General features: G+C 46.5%; 14 protein-coding genes and 2 pseudogenes. 10 read left to right on the forward strand and 6 right to left on the reverse strand.

What is annotated here, in order from left to right; all coding sequences use genetic code 11:
* Positions 1-513 precede the first annotated feature (513 nt).
* Genes QNJ26_12570 through QNJ26_12580 form a run of 3 tightly spaced genes read left to right on the forward strand, consistent with a single transcriptional unit; the run spans position 514 to position 4860 of the window.
* On the forward strand, positions 514-1311 hold the full coding sequence (locus QNJ26_12570; GenBank protein MDJ0986369.1) for a hypothetical protein: 798 nt from the start codon (positions 514-516) through the stop codon (positions 1309-1311).
* A gap of 16 nt (positions 1312-1327) precedes the next feature.
* A complete protein-coding gene (gene efp / locus QNJ26_12575) occupies positions 1328-1891 on the forward strand; it encodes an elongation factor P (protein MDJ0986370.1) in 564 nt (187 codons plus the stop codon).
* 47 nt (positions 1892-1938) lie between these two features.
* Positions 1939-4860, forward strand: coding sequence for a DEAD/DEAH box helicase (locus QNJ26_12580; protein ID MDJ0986371.1), 2922 nt, complete (start codon positions 1939-1941; stop codon positions 4858-4860).
* A 350-nt stretch (positions 4861-5210) separates the two neighbouring features.
* On the opposite strand, the gene QNJ26_12585 is transcribed toward QNJ26_12580, so the two are convergent.
* From QNJ26_12585 to QNJ26_12600, 4 genes are all read right to left on the reverse strand, one after another.
* A complete protein-coding gene (locus tag QNJ26_12585; protein ID MDJ0986372.1) occupies positions 5211-6056 on the reverse strand; it encodes an HAD family hydrolase in 846 nt (281 codons plus the stop codon).
* Positions 6043-7455 carry a hypothetical protein gene (locus QNJ26_12590; GenBank protein ID MDJ0986373.1) on the reverse strand — a complete coding sequence of 471 codons (1413 nt, stop codon included), beginning with the start codon at positions 7453-7455 and terminating at the stop codon, positions 6043-6045. Before QNJ26_12590 ends, QNJ26_12585 begins: the two co-directional genes overlap by 14 nt.
* Before the next feature lie 230 nt (positions 7456-7685).
* Positions 7686-8447, reverse strand: coding sequence for an FHA domain-containing protein (locus tag QNJ26_12595; GenBank protein ID MDJ0986374.1), 762 nt, complete (start codon positions 8445-8447; stop codon positions 7686-7688).
* A 15-nt stretch (positions 8448-8462) separates the two neighbouring features.
* Positions 8463-9305: a protein phosphatase 2C domain-containing protein gene (locus tag QNJ26_12600; GenBank protein ID MDJ0986375.1), complete on the reverse strand. Its 843-nt coding sequence runs from the start codon at positions 9303-9305 to the stop codon at positions 8463-8465.
* Between the two features lie 604 nt (positions 9306-9909).
* On the opposite strand from QNJ26_12600, the gene manA reads away from it, so the two are divergent.
* The 5 genes from manA (at position 9910) to QNJ26_12625 (ending at position 13477) form a co-directional block, all read left to right on the forward strand.
* Positions 9910-11148 (forward strand): mannose-6-phosphate isomerase, class I, encoded by a 1239-nt coding sequence (gene manA, locus QNJ26_12605; GenBank protein ID MDJ0986376.1) that lies wholly within the window; start codon positions 9910-9912, stop codon positions 11146-11148.
* Positions 11149-11458: 310 nt separating this feature from the next.
* Positions 11459-11743 carry a ComEA family DNA-binding protein gene (locus tag QNJ26_12610; GenBank protein ID MDJ0986377.1) on the forward strand — a complete coding sequence of 95 codons (285 nt, stop codon included), beginning with the start codon at positions 11459-11461 and terminating at the stop codon, positions 11741-11743.
* A gap of 207 nt (positions 11744-11950) precedes the next feature.
* Positions 11951-12238, forward strand: coding sequence for a helix-hairpin-helix domain-containing protein (locus tag QNJ26_12615; protein ID MDJ0986378.1), 288 nt, complete (start codon positions 11951-11953; stop codon positions 12236-12238).
* Positions 12239-12568: 330 nt separating this feature from the next.
* Positions 12569-12856: an integration host factor subunit alpha gene (locus tag QNJ26_12620; GenBank protein MDJ0986379.1), complete on the forward strand. Its 288-nt coding sequence runs from the start codon at positions 12569-12571 to the stop codon at positions 12854-12856.
* Positions 12857-13018: 162 nt separating this feature from the next.
* Positions 13019-13477, forward strand: coding sequence for a phage holin family protein (locus tag QNJ26_12625; GenBank protein ID MDJ0986380.1), 459 nt, complete (start codon positions 13019-13021; stop codon positions 13475-13477).
* 294 nt (positions 13478-13771) lie between these two features.
* Here the strand turns inward: QNJ26_12625 and QNJ26_12630 are convergent.
* Together QNJ26_12630 and QNJ26_12635 are read right to left on the reverse strand one after the other, a co-directional pair.
* Positions 13772-14251 (reverse strand): annotated as a pseudogene (locus tag QNJ26_12630) (hydroxylamine oxidoreductase).
* A gap of 15 nt (positions 14252-14266) precedes the next feature.
* A pseudogene (locus tag QNJ26_12635) lies at positions 14267-14539 on the reverse strand (NapC/NirT family cytochrome c).
* A gap of 419 nt (positions 14540-14958) precedes the next feature.
* Between QNJ26_12635 and recC the strand changes: the two are divergent.
* A complete protein-coding gene (recC, locus tag QNJ26_12640) occupies positions 14959-18264 on the forward strand; it encodes an exodeoxyribonuclease V subunit gamma (GenBank protein MDJ0986381.1) in 3306 nt (1101 codons plus the stop codon).
* A gap of 28 nt (positions 18265-18292) precedes the next feature.
* Entirely contained in the window at positions 18293-18679 is a 387-nt protein-coding gene (locus QNJ26_12645) for an FHA domain-containing protein (GenBank protein MDJ0986382.1), read from the forward strand.
* The last annotated feature ends 38 nt before the right edge of the window (positions 18680-18717 follow it).

The following is an 18717-nucleotide window of genomic DNA, read 5'->3' on the forward strand; positions in this document are numbered from 1 at the left end:
GCCTCAGCACAGCACCTTATATCATCGATGCGGCTGAAAGAGGCCCTCAGAGTGCCTCATAACACGCGTTTTGCGATTTTTGCATATCAAGGATAGATTTTTAATAACAATTGGAAATGAACGATTTTGCGGCCATTGGTTTGCGAATTCAGGGTGAATATGTTAGAGACGGCATTAAAAGTCAACAATTTATGACCTAAACTGAGCGTTTCAAATTTTAAAAGAGGGTTAAATATTGCATTTCAAATGAATTCTATCCTTTTTATAGTTTAAAATTTGAAACCCCATGGGCTTGCCGATCTTACCGCATCTACTGTGTTAGATGCCGTTCCGCATAGGTCACTATAGCGAAACGACATCTGCCGCGTAGCTGCGACAACCTCGACAAGCGCTCAGCTTAGGTCATTTGCTGAGCGTTTCAAATTTTAAAAGAGGGTTAAATATTGCATTTCAAATGAATTCTATCCTTCTATTGTCAAAAATTAAACATCACATTTCAAATAAATTGCCTCCGTGCAGCGATTAATCGTACAGATATATGAAGTTCAGACACCGGCTGAAGCTGAGCATCTCATTGATTTGGATGTGGATCATATTGGCAGTGTCATCCTTTCACAAGAGAACTGGCAGCTGCCAGCTTTAAAAGAGACTATCCGAACCGTTCGGTCATCGGCCGCCAAAAGCAGTTTAATTCCGCTATATCACCATCCAGAAACGATAATGCGAACCCTGGATTATTATCAACCGGATATCATCCACTTTTGTGAGGCACTGGTAGGGGATGAGCACTCATGGGATTTTTGCGATCAATTGACTCAGCTGCAGACAGATGTCAAAAGTCGATTTCCGGAAATAAAAGTGATGCGATCGATTCCGATTGTGCAAGCCGGTAGCGGCTTTGCGGTGCCAACATTGGAATTTGCAAAACGATTTGAACCTACCAGTGATTTTTTCCTGACCGATACGTTTTTGGTTGAAGCCTCCGGCAATGATCAAAGTCATCAGCCGGTGCAGGGCTTTGTCGGTATTACCGGAAAAACCTGTAATTGGGAAACAGCCCGCAAACTGGTTCAGCTGTCTGATGTTCCGGTTATCTTAGCGGGAGGGATTTCCCCACAAAATGCAGCGGAGGGCATCCAGCAAGTCCAACCGGCTGGTGTCGACAGCTGCACTTTGACCAATGCATATGATGCCCACGGGCAGCCAATGCGTTTTAAAAAAGATCTATCTAAAGTCAAACAACTGGTCGGACAGGTTCGGCAGACTGAAAAATGGCTATCGACCTCAAATACTGATCGTGTAACGCAATGAAGGGAGTATAAAAAAAATGCTCGAAAGCGGTGATTTGAGAAAAGGACTGAAACTCGAACTGGACGGAGAGCCTTACGTGATTGTCCAGTTTGAATTTGTCAAGCCTGGCAAAGGGCAGGCGCTTTACAAGTGTAAATTGAAGAATATGCTAACAGGTGTTCAATTTGATAAAACCTTTCGATCCGGTGAAAAATTTAATTCCGCAGATCTGGAAGAGGTTCAAATGGAATATTTGTATGCTGACGGGGATCGATACTGTTTCATGAACACCTCCAACTATGAACAGGAGTTTGTAACCGCTGAGCAAATCGGTGACGCTCAAAATTTCCTAAAAGAAAACACGGTATGTAATGTTTTGTTGTTTAAAGGCCAACCCATCGAAGTGACCCTGCCGTATTTCATTGATTTAAAAGTGATTAAAACAGATCCCTGGGTAAAAGGGGATACCGCCTCCGGCGATTCCAAACCGGCAACCTTGGAAACCGGGCATATCTTAAACGTGCCGCCGTTTATCCAGGAAGGTGAGCATATCCGTATTGATACCCGAACCGGCCAATATGTCGAGCGGGTAAAAGCATAAACAGGCTATTGCCGTATGGATTCTGATAACAATTATCTACAGATCACATGGTGACAGAATCCAAAATAGACGATTTTTTAGGGTCGCTTTCACTTTCAAAACGACTGGGTTCTCAGATCGTCTATCAGCACACCCAACCAGCCACGTCCGCCAGCTGGGCCGAACCGACAGATCCCTGGCCGCATGCAATTAAGACCCTGCTGGATTCTGCCGGTATCAGAGCGCTTTACCGGCATCAGGCACAGGCCATTGATCTTATCCGCAGCAGACGGCATGTGATCGTGGCAACACCGACAGCCAGCGGTAAAACATTGGTTTACGATCTGCCGGTACTTGAACAATTTTTGGCGGATCCGGATTCTACCGCGTTATATATCTTTCCGCTAAAAGCCCTGGCACAGGATCAACTGCAAACATTTGAGCTGCTGGCCGCCCACTTGCAGCCGCATTCTCCGTCCGCAGCGATTTACGATGGTGACACGACAGCCTATCGCCGCAAACAAATCCGTCAGGCACCGCCCAATCTGGTCATTAGCACACCGGAGATGTTGCATCTGTCGTTAATGGCCTTTCATCACAAATGGGCTGCTTTTTGGTCGCGTCTGCGCACGGTGGTAGTGGATGAAGTTCATTCTTATCGCGGAGTGACGGGATCCCATCTGTCACAAATTTTTAGAAGATTTCACCGTATTGCCGAGCACTACGGCAGCGCGCCGACTTTTGTTTTCAGCTCAGCCACGGTAGCCAATCCCGCACAGCTCGCGCATCAACTTTCCGGTCTTAGCGTCGAAGTCATCAGCCAAAACAGTGCCCCCCGAGGGCGTCGACATCTGATATTTCTAAATCCCACTCTGGGACCGGCGCGCACGGCCATTCTGTTGCTGCAGACCGCCTTGAAGCATAACCTCAGAACGATTGCTTACACGCAATCACGCAAATTGACTGAACTGATTGCCATGTGGGCCAACAACGACGCCGGCCCCTTCGCCGATCGTATAAGTGCCTATCGCGCCGGTCTTCTGCCACAGGAACGACGCGATATTGAAAGGCGGCTGACCAACGGCGAGCTCATGGCGGTGATATCCACCAGTGCTCTGGAACTGGGCATTGACATCGGAGACCTGGATCTTTGTCTACTGGTGGGGTATCCCGGCTCTATTATATCCACTTGGCAGCGCGCTGGACGTGTGGGGCGTAGCGGTCAAGATTCCGCTTTGATCCTGATTGCGGGCCAAGATGCGCTTGACCAGTATTTTATGCGCAACCCTCAGGACTTCATTCAGCGTGATCCGGAATTGGCTGTTGTCAATCCGTTGAATGCCCAAATCATGGCCCCGCATCTGATCTGCGCAGCAACTGAATTGCCATTGGATGCAGCCGATTCCATGCTCGAAAGTGATTTGGCGACAGACATTTTAGCCGAACTTGAAAACGACGGTCAGCTGTTAAGAAGTGACGATGGACAAACCATTTATGCTGGTTCTAAAGCACCTCACCGACTCATCCATTTGCGGGGCGCAGGCATTCCCTATCAGATTATCACCGTTAAAACCGGCAAGCCTATTGGTGAAATCGATGCGCACCGGGCTTTTCGGGAAACCCATCCCGGAGCCGTTTATCTCCATAGAGGGGACACCTATGTGGTCACCCATCTGGACATCAAGGAACGTAAGATCAGTGCCCTTCAGGAAGCGGTGGATTATTATACCCGCGTTCGGGGCCACAAATTGACAGAAATATTAAAAATAAGTGATAAAAAAAATATATATGGAACAGGTACTTACTATGGAAAAATTAAAGTAACAGATCAAATTACCGAATATGAAAAATGGTGCGTCCGGACACAAAGGCCACTAGACCGTATTGCTTTGAATCTTCCGCCTCAAATTTTTGAAACCGAGGGGCTTTGGTTTCAGATCCCGGCCTCGGTTTTGGATGCGTGTGAATCCCAGGACCTGGACCTGATGGGGGCCTTACATGCCATCGAGCATGCGGCCATTGGTATCTTTCCGCTGCTGGTCATGGTGGACCACAATGACATCGGTGGGTTGTCCACTAATTATCATCCCCAAATCGGCGGAGCGGGGATTTTTATCTATGATGGTATCCCCGGCGGCGCCGGCCTGACCCGCGCAGCTTATGCTCAAGTGCAGCCCTTATTGGTTTGCACCCTCAAGGTCATCCAGGAGTGTAATTGTGAATCCGGTTGCCCGTCCTGTGTTCACTCACCGCAATGCGGTTCCGGTAATCGTCCCATAGATAAGCAGGGAGCCATTTTTATCCTGAAGCATCTGGTGGCCTCTAAAACGCCTAAAGGCCGCACTCCCTTAATAAGTGATCTTGCGACGGTCGACCCACCGACCAGTCCCATCGCAAAAAAGAAACCACATGAAAAAACAACCCACACTTCCGACAAGCTGTATTATGGGGTATTTGATCTTGAAACCCAGCGCTCCGCGGCCGAGGTCGGTGGCTGGCACAACGCGCCCCGAATGGGCATGAGCGGCGGGGTGATTTATGATTCTCGCCAAAAGGTCTTTGTCTCTTACCTGGAAGATCAAATTGAACGCTTGATTGATCACCTGAATCAGTTTGATGTGATTGTCGGTTTTAATGTTAAACGCTTTGATTATCACGTGCTGCAAGGCTATTCACGTTTTGATTTTGCCTCACTCACAACCCTGGATATCCTCGAAGACATTCACCAGCATTTAGGATTCCGACTGTCCCTGGCCCATTTGGTCCAGGAAACATTAAAGGCGAATAAAACTGCCGATGGTTTACAAGCTCTCAAGTGGTGGAAGCAGGGGCGTATTCGCGAAATTATCGAATACTGCACAATGGATGTGAGACTGACACGGGATTTATTCCGTTATGGTCGTGACAAGGGGTACCTTATTTTTAGGAGTCGGCATCAGCAAAGAATCCGCATACCGGTGAATTGGCAAACAGACCGCTTCATAAAATAAAATACGTTCAAATCCCATATAATTCAATTCAACGGGCTTCTGGCTTCTGGCCAGCAACAAGAAGCGAGAGGCCATCAGCCAAGCACTGAACCCATGAATCCAGAACTTTTAATTTTGACACATTAAGCCGGTAAACGACACGTCATGGACCCAGAGAGACTATTCAGGCCGAAAAACGACACATCTTCAATATCGTCCTCGTGCTCGTCGTCGTCCTCGGATTTTAACAGCAAAAATACAGTTCTCCTTCAGATGATCAGATAATAAGGACGAGGTCGAGTACGAGGACAATGAAGAGTAAAATTTAGAACATCCTACGTTCAAAAACGCTGAACGACCCAACCCGGAACCTACCCGATATACCCGATTAACTGCTCAAGGTCCGTCAGAATCAGATCCGCACGTAGATCGCGGCAACGCGGGTCACCCGACCTTAAGCGAAGCGAGCGTGCATCACCGGCAAAAAGGGCTGTTTGGAATCCCATTTGCTGGGCCGGGTAAATATCATTGAGCATGTCGTTGCCCACCACTAGGGTGGCGTCTGGGCGGATGCCTTTCAAATCTATCGCAGCAGCTGCTGTTTCGAAAAAGAGCATTGAAGGTTTGGCATATCCCAACTGATATGACAGAAACACAAGCGCCGAATCAAACCCAAGATGGACCATATCAGCACCTAAAAACCATTCAAACAAAAGCGGTGTAAAAAACTGGGCATTGGAAACCAGACCCATAAGGCAGTTTTGCTGGTTGCAGGTTGCCAATAGTTCTGCCAGATGGGGCATCGGAAAGACCGGATTGGTGATTAGCTCATATTCAATCGCAAAGGCACGAACTTGCTCGATATCATCGCATGCGAGAATCGGCTGCCAGATTTGATCAATTTCAATCTCTGGATGATCGACGCCGCTCATCCTTAGCTGGCGGTGCTGTTCAGCGATGCTGCGGTGTAAATTTTCCAGAAGCAGTTGTGGTGAAATTGACACCTTAAATTTGGCTAACAGATGTTCAAGTTTTGACATTTGAGGCGATGCTTGGCGAGCCAAACTGATATCGCCGGCGCCGCTGATAAATAACGTGCCGTAGATATCAAATAAAATACATTCAATGTTGCGTGCAAGCCGGCCACCGGGCGTTAACCGCGTTGGCTGCGGCGACATAGGCGTCAAATGGGTCTGTATCAGATCATTGCGGGTCATCAACACCCCATTTCAGCAGGCTAAAACGATTGAGGTCAAAAAATTCAGCCAGCAGTTTCTGCTTATCGATACGTTGCCGCACATCGGTTGACGCCACCTGCGCATACAGATTTAATAAATGTTGTCGATATTGGGATGGGTGGTAGTTGCCCACAACTGCATTGCGATTGGATTCAATGATTTCCTTTTGAGCAGTCGCGCTGCTGATATTTAAAAGCTGCGGATTGAGCGTAAGCAATTCTTCAATGTACGCCTGTTTAGACAAAAGGTGCTGCAGAATCTGTTTTTGAAACGTTTCGGAAAGCAAGCCGAAATCTATCATTCCGCCCTTGGTGATGGCGTTGAAGGCATTCTGTATTTTCGGCGGGTCCATTGTAATCCCAAAAATTCGGGCGGTATCCTTAATCGTAACACAAAACTGGTTGTAGAATGCGTCGACATCAAATTCCTCGATCGGCACCATCAAGTGCGTGTACATATGGCTCAGATCAATTCCGCGGCTTTCAAAATCAGTGCAGATTTCAGGAAGTTTGCGCCCCCATACGAATTTATCGAAAAGCCAGGGTTCCAGAAAAGAAAACCCGAAGCCTTCTGTAATGCTGGTTGTCAACAAATAGCGTGCCGAGGAAACGATGGTTTCAAAAGGCGTATTTAAGCCGCTGTCAAATTTAACTTGCAGCTGCTGTTTAGCAGCAAATGCTTTCCATCCCTTATAACTGGCGATATCTTCCTTGCTGTTCGGTGGCAACGTAATCGACAGAGTGGTGTCGTCTGCGAACAAAAGTAACAATAACAAGGCTTCACCAATATTTTTGCGACGGATGGCACGGATCGGATAGACAACATAGGGCTGTTGTTCAACGGGTTGCTGCGGAAGTTGCGGTACACTCACGCAGTTGAAAAGCTGATGCAGTCCCGTCTTTTTCAGACCACTATTCAGCAGTATCTGGTAATCGCGAGAATTGACGACACAGTAATGGCAGTCAGCGGGATAGTCTTCGTTAAAATACAGCTGAGAGCGACCGTCTTCGGCAAAATCATGGACCTGTAACAACAGGCTGAGGCCTTTTTTTTGCAGCAGCTTTAATATTGTCAAGAATTTTGAATTTTTAGCCAATAGTGGATTATGGATATGGACCAGGTCACAGGGGCCGTCAAAATGAGCCCAAATTTTATCGATCAACACTGCGGCAACATCCTTGGGTTCAAAGGGCCGTCGATAAACACTGGTGTACGCTAGTTGCGGAAGATGAATGGTTTTTACCGGAAAATCAGCAGATGGCAGTTCACCGGTGATGACACACATTTGGCAGTCATCCTTTAGTGCTTCGAGTTGCTGCTTTAAACAAGTGGTCACCCCACCGGTCTTGAGATGATAGTGAATAAAGGCAATTTTCATTGGATATCCATCAATAAACCGTTTACACATTAATTTTCAAGCACCAACATACACATAAATCGCAAAGGACTTTTTTTCAATGACCAAATGCAGGGTTGGCATCCGCAATTTATGTGCTGTTCGTATATAAGAAATACAGCTTGTATGATGGGATGGAAAGAAGTGATCTGTGATAAGAAAATAGTCTTAGCGGTTTTTCGATCGATTAAAATTCCACGTCAAAGGGCTGATCAGGCGTTTTGTTTTTTTGATTTTTTGCCGATGAATTGTAGTTTGATGGGTCCAATCTTAATAATATCCATTTCGTTTAATTTTACCGGTTTTTTAAAAGCCTTTTTACCATTCACTTTGGGTTTTGCAAAACCGCTCACATAACTAAAATAATAGCCATCACGGGTGCGGCTGATGGTGGCGGCAGTCTTGCCGACCGACCATCTTTTGAGGACGATATCACTAGAATCGTCTTTGCCGATTTTGGTCACCTTTTGTTTTAGCGCCAAAGTGCCTTCACCACCGGACAGAAAGGTAATAAATCCTCGGACCGACTTTTTTTTGTTTTTCTTGGGTACAGCCGATTTGGATGGCTTTGCATTAGCAGTTTCAGCATCGTTTTGGTGGGCCATAGATCGGTATTCATTGGTGTCCATTACCATGGTTTTTTCCATTTCACTCTGATCTTTATCATCCGGGTGGACTTCACTTTCAAAATAAGCAAAGGTCAGGGAATGCTTGCCAATATAGATGACATCACCGTCTTGCAGCCAATGCGAGGTCACCAGTTGTTGATTGATAAAGGATCCATTTTTGCTTTTCAGATCGATGTAAACGAACCCATCACCGGCTGAATCGATCTTCCCATGGTGACTGGAAACCGCCAGATTATCAATGACGATATCGTTGTCTTTGCGGCGTCCGATTTTCAAGGAACACCCGGGCGGCAGGTGATAATCGGCAAGCGTGTTGTTTTGAAATTTGAGTGAAATTTTCGGCATGGCGCTATTACGTTTTTAAGCTTTTTGAGCCAAATCGCTGTTCATAAATTTTTTACATATGGTTTTAAACCAACCTAAAATACCACGGTTATTCGTAGCATCCGATTTGATTCGCAGTACAATTGCGGTGATATTGTCTTCACCGCCTCGAGCATTTGCCAGATCCACGAGTTTTCGACAGGCGCTGTCCGACCGTTGGTTTTCAACCAATTCCAGAATCTCTTCGGGTGTTGCTTTATCGGTTAATCCATCAGAACTGAGCACCAAAACATCGTGTCTATAAAACGGCATTTCGTTTATGTCAGCCTTCACGGATTCGTCAACGCCCATTGCTCGCGTCAGCACATGCTTAAAATCGTTCCAGAGCAGTTCAGCGTTTTCCGGATCCAATTCGGCCTGTTCGGCAACCAGGGTGTGGGGCACAGACAACAGGTTGATTTTACCGTCGCGGATCAAGTAAACCAAGCTGTCTCCCACATTGGCGACAATAAAAGTCCGGTCCGTAAAATACACAGCAGATACCGTGGACCCCATGCCCCTGTAATTCTCATTTTTCAACGCAGTTTGATGAACAATACGGTTAGACAGGTAAATACCGGCAAGTAATCTGCGGGCATCTTTGGAAAGTTTTCGATCTGCGTTTACCAACTGCTGCTGTGCGTCGGCAGCTGAATTCTGGTTCAGGTAATCGCGGATGGTCTCGACAACCAGCTTGCTGGCGACTTCACCGGCATTGTGCCCGCCCATGCCGTCAGCAACTACGTAAAGCCCTAAACTGTCATCGTAGAATAAGGAATCTTCATTCTGTTCTCTTTTTCTGCCGATGTCAGTGATACCCGAAGATTCGATTTCAATCATATATTAATTTTTCAGAATTTGGTTGACTTTTGGCGAATGAAATGAATTTTGATGCTACTATTACAAGACGCTGTTTGGCATCAAACTGACTTTCATTCGAAAGAGGCCTTTTTCGCTTTATCTGGCTGAGCGACCGTGCGCTCTATGCAGGTTTTTCGTCAGCAGGTTCCCGTTTAACAGAGTAGCCCTCTGGATGTCGCCGTCAGCGAAAACCTGAATACGGCCTGGCAAACACCTTGCTATTCTTAATGGTTGGCGGAAGATCACGCCATTTCGAAAGACACATCGCCAAAACGGTTGATTACCGCATGGCAGCCAATACATGTCTGCCATTGAAGCAGAGCAGCCATTTTTCCGATAAGCATCAACTAACTAGCTATTATCATTATTTATATTATAAAAAGGGCTCTTGGTCAAGTCTTTGAAATTTTACCTATTATTATCAATAGGTTGGAGAAGGGTCCATAGATGCCCTGATTTCAAAAATTCGACAGATAACCGCTAGCGCCTTTTTGACATGGCCGCCGCAGATGGGCATAATAAAAGAACCAAGCCGGTATCAGCGGTACTATCGTAAAAACAACGTATCCATTCCAAGGGGTAGATGATGATCCGCATCAGTCTTTTAAACAATACGATTCAGGAATACGCTTGGGGTTCGACCCGAGCGATTCCGGACTTATTAGGGCAGCCAAACACCGAAAACCGACCTCAGGCAGAGCTCTGGATGGGCGCTCATCCCAAAGCACCGTCAAGGGCATATCACAATGATCAATGGGTCTCACTGCAACAGCTTATTGATCAGGATCCAGAAAATATTCTAGGCCCCGATGTAGCCCAACAATTTCATAATCATCTGCCGTTTCTGTTCAAGGTATTGGCGGCCGCAAAGCCACTCTCCATCCAGGTCCATCCAGACTTGAACCAAGCACAGATTGGCTTTCAGCAGGAAAACGCCCAAAAAATTCCCCTGGATGCCCCCAACCGCAACTATCGTGACAACTATCATAAACCCGAATGTATTTGTGCCTTAACCCCATTTTGGGCTTTAAGTCGTTTCAGAAGAATTCCAAATATCCTGACCTTCCTGCAGCAACTGAATCTAAAACAGCTCAACGAACTGATTTCAGAATTCAAGCGCAAACCAACAACCCAGGGCTTGCAGCAATTTTACACCTCATTGATGTCTTTAGATTCAGCGCGAAAGAAGAGGGTGGTTGCGGAAGCTGTACTCAATGCAGGCGATTTGGCCACCTCACAACCGGAATTTGAATGGATGCTAAAACTTGCTGAAACCTATCCGGAAGATATCGGTGCGCTTTCGCCGATTCTTCTGAATCTGATCTGCCTGCAGCCAGGTCAAGCCATCTATTTAGATGCAGGCGAACTGCATGCGTATCTGGAGGGATTGGGAATTGAGTTGATGGCAAATTCTGACAATGTCCTGCGCGGCGGTCTGACACCCAAACACGTGGATGTGCCCGAATTGCTGCGCGTCTTGAAATTTAAGGGTCAGGACATCACGCTGTTAAAACCCGAGTCAACGGCTGCAAATGAACTGATTTATCGCAGCCCAGCTGCAGAATTTGTTTTGTCGGTTATTTCATTGCAAGGCAACAGCGAATATCAGAGTCCGCAGCAACGTAACGTTGAAATTATCATCTGCACTCAAGGGCATCTGACCATTGTTGACAGTGATCTTCAAACAGAAACCCACATGCCGCAGGGCGCTTCGGTGATTGTATCTGCAGCCGTGACCCATTACCGTCTAAAAGGAAATGGGATCTGCTATAAGGCCGGTGTGCCGCTATCCGTTGAGCGCGATCGCTCTACGGCAGGTTAATGGTTATCTGTTATTGGTTATTGGTAAAAATACGATTTAATTGTGCGGTCTTAAACAAATTATACGTTGCTGCAGATATCTGATTCGTCAAGTCTAATAACCAATAACGAATAACAAATAACAGCCAATGGCATAATACTTTTACCTTATAAAATGCCCTGAGTCCACCGCCTTTCCTAGTACTTCTGTCGTTCAGTTACGTATAAAGTATTAAAAAAAATACGACAGTTGACCTATTGCGACACGCATGCCCTTCAGATAAAATAAGCTTACTTAATCGCTATTGCTGTAAACGTCTGGAGGTGATTGAATGATGAAACGGGACACGGTATTGTGGGTTGGTTTAACAATCCTGTTGATCACGTTGATGGGTATAAATCCGGTATGGGGACAGGAAAGTGAACGGCTAAATATCAATACGGCATCGGCCAAAGAATTGGCAGGGCTTCAAAATGTCGGTCCCAAATACGCAGTGCGGATTATTGAACATCGCCAAAAATATGGTCCTTTTAAACTTACCGAAGAACTTATGGATGTTCCGGGAATAGGGCTGCGGACGTTTGACAGAATCAAAGATCAGATCATTGCGCAGTAAGCGCATACTCCATCATGTGAGCGCTTCGAAAATCAGCCACCTGTGACAAACGGGTGGCTGATTCATTTTGGTTCGATGAAATCGGTGATGCATGCAATTGAATGTGAACCAATTGCAAATTTGCAACACTGCAGTGAGCCTAAAAAGTGGTGAAGACCGCAACTTTTTTTAATAAATCTGAAAACCCTATTTCAACGGAGGTGTGACATGCGGCAACAAAGATCCCGTTTTCAATTCATGGTTGTCATTGCAATCATCTGTTTAGCGCTCTCCAGTTTGCAGGCCCAAGACCTATCCAAAATTGATATCAACACAGCATCGGCAGAGGAATTGGCGCAGCTAAAAGGTATCGGGCCCAAAAAAGCGGCTGTGATCATCGAGTACAGGGAGTCGCATGGTCCATTCCAAGAACCTATAGATATTGTCCAGGTTCCCGGTATCGGCCCCAAAACTTTTGAAGCCAACAAAGAACGCATTGCCACAGAGCATGAGTAGCTATTGACAACTGCGCATGGGACTTCGATGGCATCAAACCGGCTTTGTAAAACATGTCTTGCTTGATCAGCACATCTGATCCACCTATACAGCATCGTCTCTACTTCACTGCGGTCATTGCAAGATGATCCGATCTTCTATTATTTAAAAAATAGAGTTAATTTATACAAAATTTTTCGAATTTTTACTTTTTTCTGGCATGCTTTTCGCAGAATACCATTAAATATTTGCTTAAATTTAAGATATTTCTTGACAAACACCATCTGGATAAGTTAGCACTTGCGTGCAAAATTATATAAGTCATTAACGCTTCGGAGGAGCAGTTGATCTATGACACTCACAAAAGCAATGATAGTTGATGCCATTCATGAGCAACTTGGTTACCCTAAAAACAAATCCGCCGAATTGCTTGAGACGCTGCTGGAGCTGATGAAAAGCAATTTAGAAAAAGGCGAAGATGTTTTAATCAGCGGTTTCGGCAAATTTTGTGTCAAGGCAAAGAATCAACGTCGTGGACGTAACCCTGCTACCGGAGCGGACATGCTTCTCGACCAACGCCGAGTGGTAACCTTCAGATGCTCGCATCTGTTAAGGGAAAAAATCAACAGCCATTACTAAACATCATTCGGCTCCCATAGCGTGTTTAGCGTTGCCACGGTTACAACTACCACAAATATCGGCGGATTGAAGAAGGTTGCGCGCGGACATGACCTTTTCGATAAAAAGGGTGGCCCTTTCTTGACTCGAGCATCTCATCCCTATGAATGAGATGCTTTTTTAATGGATAAAACGATGGCCGGTATTCTAATACGATGGCTGACGACCACGGCCGCTATAGTGGCCACAGCTTATTTGCTGGATGGTATCCAAGTGAGCGGTTTCTTTTCCGCTGTTTTTGCAGGCGCTGTATTGGGAATTTTGAATGCGGTATTAAGACCGATTGCCCTGCTGCTGACCCTTCCCATAAACATATTAAGCCTCGGTCTGTTCACATTTATTATCAACGCGCTCATGCTCAAAATGGCATCCGGCCTCATTCCGGGTTTTGGTGTTTATGGTTTTTGGACGGCCATATTCGGCTCCTTGCTGATCAGCTTTATTAGCTGGCTTTTAAATTCTTTCATCGGCGAGCAGGGCACCGTCTCCTCCATTCACGTCCAGCATGATCGTTTCACACCAAAAGGGGAGCAGGACGACACTATTGATTTGGAGCATAAGGGGGATAACCGCTGGGAATAACAAAAGCATCTCAAAAATGCACCTAACGCCCAATGGCTGTGTTACAAACCGATTCGAAATGCTCGAATACTATCGTGTATACTCCACTTTCGAATCGGCTTGCGCCTTGCCCTTGGGCGTGATCTACTATTTTTGAGATGGTTTTCAATTATATAAAACGTAAAATGGCTTTTTACTTATTCAATTATTTGGTTGGCAGCGGTAGCTAATATCAATAATACCTTTACCATTGAGAGACAAAGAAAACCCTACAGCTGGATCGGCCGCAGGGTTTTTAGGTTAAGATGAGCGATGCTATTCTTTGAATATCGCTTTGGGTCGCTCGGTGCTGCCGGTCGCGTTGGGAAAATCCTTGGAAATGTAAGCTTTTTTACCGGTTTCAATCAGGTGGTTAGCCTCTTCCATATAATTGGCAAAACGCAGTTTGCACTCGTAGATGCCGTGCCACCAGGCGTAATCTGGCGCCATCATCATCGCCCCCATTCGGGCCCGCCGGCCTTCGTGGCGCCACAGTTCATAGTATTCGACTTCTAAGTGCTCGTCGAAAAACTTGGTTTTGTCCAGCAGGCCCTTTTCGTATAGCTCATCAAGTTTGGCCTTGGCCGGCTTGAAGTATACCTCACTATACTCCTGCACCGCCTTGTCAAAACCATCATAAAAGTCATTGTTCCAGGAATTTCCATGGCAGGCGCTGCAGATGTTTTTCATTTTCTGGCGCTCATCCTGCCAGTTGGTCCCGGAGGGAAACGCCTTAAAATCCTGCGGACGCAACGTAAAGAAAAATTTGAAGGTATCCTGGGGAACGGGCAGGTGACAGTCCATGCAATCGACAACAACGCCGGTAGCGTTGTTGGCATGCGTGGAGGAGCGCCAGGCCACCACCGCAGGTTTTATCTCGTGACATAATGCGCAAAAATCGGGCGTGGAGGCGCGAACCATGGTGTAGTAAGACATGCTGAATAGGGGGAACGCGATGAGGATGCCAAGGGCGAGGAAAATGGCGGGTTTGACGGCTTTTTTCCAGAAAGGTTTCTTACCTGCAGAGCGATCCGCCTGGACCATGGCACCTCCTTTGTTAGGGTTGGATCAGTCGTAAATTGATCGACACCAAAGACCTAGGATAAAAAGCAAGAAGGAAAAGGACATTTTGGCAAAAAAAACGTTCCGTAGGCGGTATTGTCGTTAGTGGTTGCGCTGATCGGACTGTTTGACAAATAAGGTCATCCGCGCTTATGATACGAATTGGACGTCTCACAACCTATCACGCGCTTTCCGTTTTCCGAATACCACCTGCCGGAGCAGTGAAGGATTACACGTTGGCCAAAAAGCGCAAAGCCCTGATGTTGCGCTGCGATTGGTATTTGCGGTTTTGAAAGCCTTTGCGCAGATGCGTTTTTTCATTTTTGTATCATTCATTGCTTGAGCGTTCAATTGCGAATAGCCAGTTTCCGAGTCGTATACCTAAAGAAAGACAGCAGCAGATGCCCGGTGCCAACATTTTTACGAGCAACAAACTTGAGGTTCTGGCGGCGCAATTGGCCCAACAGTTGAAAGCACCCATGTCTGATGCACTGCGACCTGAAATTATCGTCATTCAGAGCACCGGCATGGAACGCTGGATATCGCAACAACTTGCACAGCAAAATGGTATTTGCGCCAACATCCAGTTTCCTTTTCCCAATTCGTTCCTGGATCAAATCGCCCAACAGCTCATGCCGGACGACGAGCTGCCATCACCCTTTGATCCGGATGTTTTGCCATTTGAAATTTTGAAAGTGCTTCCAGACTGCATTCTTAGCCCGGCCTTTACGCGTTTAAAAAACTATCTAGCGGATGATGCCACCCGCCTCAAGGCAATGCAGCTTGCCAGCAAACTGGCCGATCTTTATGATCAGTATCTGGTGTTTCGACCTGAAATGATCTTTGGCTGGGAGCAGGGCGAAAATCCCGAACATGCCAAGGATCATTGGCAGGCCGAGCTCTGGCGGCAATTGCAGGCAAAACAGCCTGCACGCCACCGCGCCCGTCAGCAGCTTGATTTGATTAAAAAAATTAAAAACGATCCAGCAGCCTTCACCGATCTTCCGCAGCGCATATTTATGTTCGGCATATCCTATCTGCCGCTTTTCCACCTGCAGACATTTATGGCCCTGTCTCGGGTGATTGACATAAACCTTTTTGTGCTCAATCCCTGTCAGGAATACTGGGGCGACATTGTTTCTGAAAAGCAAATGCGACGCATCCGGCGCACTTACTCGCATTCAGCCGATGGGGTTGATGATCTGCACCTGGAAGAGGGCAACCGATTGTTGGCCTCGATGGGAGCGCACGGTAAAGATTTTCATACGATGATCACCAATTTTGATTTACACATGCACGAAACCTATCAGGACCCACAGTGCAATGATCTGCTCAGCTGCATTCAGTCTGACATTTTAAATTTAAGAGCGCGGCAACCGGCTAATGCCAGCACAGACAGTCCCGTCCAAAATGTGACGACAGCATCCCGCATGCCGGTGTTTGCAATTGATCCATCGGATACATCGATACAAATTCAGTGTTGTCACAGTCCGATGCGTGAAATTGAAGTACTGCATGATCATCTGTTGGCGATGTTTGAATCCGACCCCCAATTGCTGCCCAAAGATATCGTAGTCATGACACCTGACATTGAAACATACGCACCTTACATTCAGGCGGTGTTTGATGCCCAGACCGATGAACATTTTTCTATTCCGTTTAGCATTGCCGATCGGGGCGCCCGGCAACAGGGAGGGCTGACTGACGGCTTTTTTACAATTTTGGACCTCAAGGGCTCTCGCTTCAGCGTAGCACGCGTCATGCGCCTGCTGGAAATTCCGGCTATTCGTGCAAAGTTCGGACTTCAGCGCTCTGATATTGAAATTGTCGAGCGCTGGATTAGTGAAACGCGGATTCGTTGGGGAATCGACGCCAACCATCGGCACCGGCTCGGTCTGCCGCCAGTTTCTGAAAATACCTGGCATGCCGGTATTCGGAAGCTGTTGCTGGGCTATGCCATGCCGGGAGGTAACCAGCGGATGTTTGGCGATATCTTGCCTTACGATGAAATTGAGGGAAATGAAATTCATAGCTTCGGAAAATTTTTGGATTTTAGTGATGCCGTTTTTCAAAACACTCAGAGCTTGAATGAATCGAAAGCGCTGCAGGCATGGAGCCTGTTTTTTAGACGGCTACTGGAAGATTTCTTTCTGCCAGATGAAGATGCGCAGTCCGAAATAAGAAATTTACGAAAGAGCATAGATGAACTGAGCCGGCGCCAGTTTGATGTAGCCTTCCATGAAAAACTTCAACTGGAACCCATTCAATTTTACTTGGAGCGGCATTTGGACCACTTGCGATTTGGATCCGGATTCATGACCGGCGGCGTGACCTTCTGCGCCATGCTTCCGATGCGCAGCATTCCATTCAAAGTGATCTGTCTGGTGGGGTTGAATTCGGACACCTTTCCGCGGGATTCTCAACCTCTATCGTTTGACCTGATCGCCCAGGTCCCGAGACCCAGTGACCGATCTCGCAGAAATGACGACAAATATTTATTTCTGGAATCCATCATTTCAGCCCGCAACAAACTTTATATCAGTTATGTGGGACAAAGCCCCCAGGACAACAGCCGCATACCTCCATCGGTTTTGGTCAGTGAACTGCTCGATACGATCGAGAAGGGATTCGATGTGCCAGGAAAAAAAATTCATGATCATGTACTCTCTTTTCATCGTCTGCAAGCTTTTGCACCCCAATATTTTGAAAAAAACGCTTCTCTTTTCAGCTATTCTAAAGAAAACTGCGAAGCGGCAGCTTTTATAAAACAAACCAAAGAAACAACACCGCTGGTCAGCCGACCGATCCCCTTAAAGGCCTCAGAGCGTGACGAATGGCGCAACCTGGATATTGAAACGCTGTGTCGTTTTTTCAGTCATCCGACCCGTTTTATACTTCAGCAACGACTGGGCATTTATCTGGGTCATCCTGACGCCTTGGCAGATAAACGTGAAGATTTTGTCTTAAGTCCTTTAGATCAATTTTACGCCGGCCAGAGCATGATGGATACCCGCATGGCCGGCAATGACCTGGAATCAGCTCGACCGGCCCAAATGGCCATGGGTCATTTTCCGCATGGCAATGTCGGCACTTTGGTATACAATGAAATGAGCAGGTCCGTAGAGCAATTTGCCAGTAGAGTAGAGGATCTGCTGGCAAAACCCATTGCGGGCCCATTGGAAGAACAAATCGATATCGGTGGCGTTAATCTGTTGTACAGGTGTCCTCAAATATATAAGAACGGACTGGTGCATTACCGTTATGCCAACCAGCGGGCGCAGGATCTCCTGCGTCTGTGGATTTACCATCTTGCATATAATGCAGTCGCCCAGTTTGATTGGCAGTGCACCAGCATAATGGTTTTTAAAGATTCATTTTGGCAATTTCAGCCCGTTCAAAAATCGCACCAATGTCTGACTGATTTGATCGCTATCTTAAAAAAAGGCTTGCAAGAACCGCTGCATCTGTTTCCGAGCACGTCTTTGGAATATGTGCAGCAGCAGCTCAACGGCAAGTCAGAAAAAGCAGCAATGACTTTCGCCCGGCAAAAATGGTCTGGCAGTGATTACACCAGAGGCGAATCAGATGACCCCTATATTGATATTTGCTTTAAAGGCACGGATCCGCTGGATGCATCTTTTACACAGGTTTCCAGGGCCGTCTTCGGGCCGTTGCTGGCAAGCGGCCAACCGATAAAGAACCCATGACAACATCACCATCATAAGGGAGAAACCAATGGCAATGATCGTTCAGCTGCACGAAGGTGTGGCCATTAAAAAGTTCAAAATAGATAAACCGGCGCTTACCATGGGGCGTGATCCACAGAGCGATATTTTTATCGACGACACGGTGGTCAGCTCGCAACATGCGGTTATTACTGTTGAAGCACCTGATAAATCCGCTGAAGAGCCTCAGTATTATATCGAAGATTTGAAAAGCACCAATTGTACCTTTGTTAACGGCAAAGAAATCAGGCGTCAAAAGCTGGCCCACAATGATATGATACGGATCGGTTGGAATAATTTTAAGTTTGTGCACGAAGACGAGGGGGATCCAAACCAAACCGCTAAAATAAAAAAGAGCTGGATACCGGGTGTATATTACACCGAAAAAGAAGAATAATGGCTTTTAATCATTAACCTTAAAATTAAGAGCATGAG

This window comes from Desulfobacterales bacterium (assembly GCA_030066985.1).
GTDB lineage: Bacteria > Desulfobacterota > Desulfobacteria > Desulfobacterales > JAHEIW01 > JAHEIW01.

What these genes read in the sequence shown, in the direction of transcription:
- efp (MDJ0986370.1), top strand. Translation starts at nt 1,328, where the DNA reads ATGCTCGAAAGCGGTGATTTGAGAAAAGGACTGAAACTCGAACTGGAC.
- QNJ26_12580 (MDJ0986371.1), top strand. Translation starts at nt 1,939, where the DNA reads ATGGTGACAGAATCCAAAATAGACGATTTTTTAGGGTCGCTTTCACTT.
- QNJ26_12585 (MDJ0986372.1), bottom strand. Translation starts at nt 6,056, where the DNA reads ATGACCCGCAATGATCTGATACAGACCCATTTGACGCCTATGTCGCCG.
- QNJ26_12590 (MDJ0986373.1), bottom strand. Translation starts at nt 7,455, where the DNA reads ATGAAAATTGCCTTTATTCACTATCATCTCAAGACCGGTGGGGTGACC.
- QNJ26_12595 (MDJ0986374.1), bottom strand. Translation starts at nt 8,447, where the DNA reads ATGCCGAAAATTTCACTCAAATTTCAAAACAACACGCTTGCCGATTAT.
- QNJ26_12600 (MDJ0986375.1), bottom strand. Translation starts at nt 9,305, where the DNA reads ATGATTGAAATCGAATCTTCGGGTATCACTGACATCGGCAGAAAAAGA.
- manA (MDJ0986376.1), top strand. Translation starts at nt 9,910, where the DNA reads ATGATGATCCGCATCAGTCTTTTAAACAATACGATTCAGGAATACGCT.
- QNJ26_12610 (MDJ0986377.1), top strand. Translation starts at nt 11,459, where the DNA reads ATGATGAAACGGGACACGGTATTGTGGGTTGGTTTAACAATCCTGTTG.
- QNJ26_12615 (MDJ0986378.1), top strand. Translation starts at nt 11,951, where the DNA reads ATGCGGCAACAAAGATCCCGTTTTCAATTCATGGTTGTCATTGCAATC.
- QNJ26_12620 (MDJ0986379.1), top strand. Translation starts at nt 12,569, where the DNA reads ATGACACTCACAAAAGCAATGATAGTTGATGCCATTCATGAGCAACTT.
- QNJ26_12625 (MDJ0986380.1), top strand. Translation starts at nt 13,019, where the DNA reads ATGGATAAAACGATGGCCGGTATTCTAATACGATGGCTGACGACCACG.
- recC (MDJ0986381.1), top strand. Translation starts at nt 14,959, where the DNA reads ATGCCCGGTGCCAACATTTTTACGAGCAACAAACTTGAGGTTCTGGCG.
- QNJ26_12645 (MDJ0986382.1), top strand. Translation starts at nt 18,293, where the DNA reads ATGGCAATGATCGTTCAGCTGCACGAAGGTGTGGCCATTAAAAAGTTC.